Source organism: Bartonella sp. CL70QHWL (assembly GCF_042194855.1).
GTDB lineage: Bacteria > Pseudomonadota > Alphaproteobacteria > Rhizobiales > Rhizobiaceae > Bartonella.
The window spans coordinates 1-1,353 of sequence record NZ_JBHINJ010000076.1 but is presented as its reverse complement, the minus strand read 5'-3'; the positions used below and the strand labels follow the sequence as shown (position 1 = coordinate 1,353).

Genomic DNA, 1,353 nt, shown 5'->3' with positions numbered 1-1,353 from the left:
ATCAAGCATATATTTGCTGTCGTGTAAACATTGCTGGAAATTGTAAAATTAGTGGCTCCACCGTAATCGTAGAACGTAAGAAATAGTAATCATGGAAAAGAAATATGAACTTACTGATGAAATAAAAGAATTTTATGATGCAAGAACCGATAAAAGTAAAAAACTTTATCGCATACGTGCATTAAGAGATTTTAGAAATATTAAAAAAGGTTACTTAGGTGGCTATATACAAAAAGAAGACAACCTATCGCATGAAGGCGATTGTTGGGTTTGGCATAAAGCTATGGTTTGTGGTGACGCTAAGATTTTCGGCAATGCACAAGTATTTGAACGCGCAGAAATTACAGGCAGGGCGCGTGTTTATGAAAATGCAAAAGTTTGCGGTGAAGCATATGTTGAATATGATGCGCAAATTTACGGCAATGCACAAATTTATGGTGAGGCTCGAGTTTTGGGCCATGTTTATGGCAATGCCCGTGTCTATGGAAATGCTTATATAAGTGATAAAGCACACATTTCCGGAAATATGAAAATTCTAGATGGAGTATATATTTTCGATAATGTAAATATTTCTGGTAATCTTGAAATTCGTGGACGCAATTCAATCATCTACGAAAGTGACTATTCAGCAAGCGATATAAGCTACATAAGCCGTTTCTAACACCGAAAAACCAACTTTTAAACACAAGCGTGATTCACGCCACGGGTGAATTGTACGCAAATCAAGGAAATAAACCATGGAAAAAAAATACGAACTTACTGATGAAATAGACATTCTCTATCGTCGACCAGTTCGTCGCATCCGTGCACTGAGAAACTTTGGAAAGGTCAAGAAAGGTGACCTAGGCGGTTATATAGAGCATGAAGGTAACCTCTCTCATGAGGGCGATTGTTGGGTTGGGGATAGGGCAAAGGTTTGCAGTAATGCTCAAATTTATGAGAATGCACAAGTATTTGGACGAGCACGTATCTCATGTAATGCACGTATTTATGGAAATGCTAATGTTTTTGGAAACGCTTGTGTTGAATCCAATGCACACATTTTCAATCATGCAAAAGTTTACGGAATAGCCGAAATTCACGGCAATGCCAAAATTTGTGAAAAAGCTCATATTGGTGGTGAAGCTGTTGTATGTGGTAACACATGTATTTCAGGCAACACACATATTAGTTATAATAGAAAAGCCGAACATATCCCTAGGAAAAGACAGAGCGTATAAGCACTTTCTAACAACCAACCAGCCTTTTAAACACAAGCGTGATTCACGCCACGGGGGAATTGCGCGCAATGTAGGAAATCAAGATGAGTGAACAAAACACTAACCTAATAGAAATTGAAGAAACACATCATGT

The 1,353-nt window shown here is 37.9% G+C and carries 2 protein-coding genes; both read left to right on the top strand.

Annotated elements, in window-relative coordinates; all coding sequences use genetic code 11:
* The first annotated feature begins 91 nt into the window (after positions 1–91).
* On the top strand, positions 92–661 hold the full coding sequence (locus ACFIJZ_RS09755) for a hypothetical protein (protein ID WP_375631960.1): 570 nt from the start codon (positions 92–94) through the stop codon (positions 659–661).
* Positions 662–737: 76 nt separating this feature from the next.
* Positions 738–1,220: a hypothetical protein gene (locus ACFIJZ_RS09750; RefSeq protein WP_375631958.1), complete on the top strand. Its 483-nt coding sequence runs from the start codon at positions 738–740 to the stop codon at positions 1,218–1,220.
* Positions 1,221–1,353: the final 133 nt, after the last annotated feature.

Excerpts from the sequence above, each read along its gene's own strand:
- ACFIJZ_RS09755 (WP_375631960.1), top strand. The coding sequence starts at position 92 with ATGGAAAAGAAATATGAACTTACTGATGAAATAAAAGAATTTTATGAT.
- ACFIJZ_RS09750 (WP_375631958.1), top strand. The coding sequence starts at position 738 with ATGGAAAAAAAATACGAACTTACTGATGAAATAGACATTCTCTATCGT.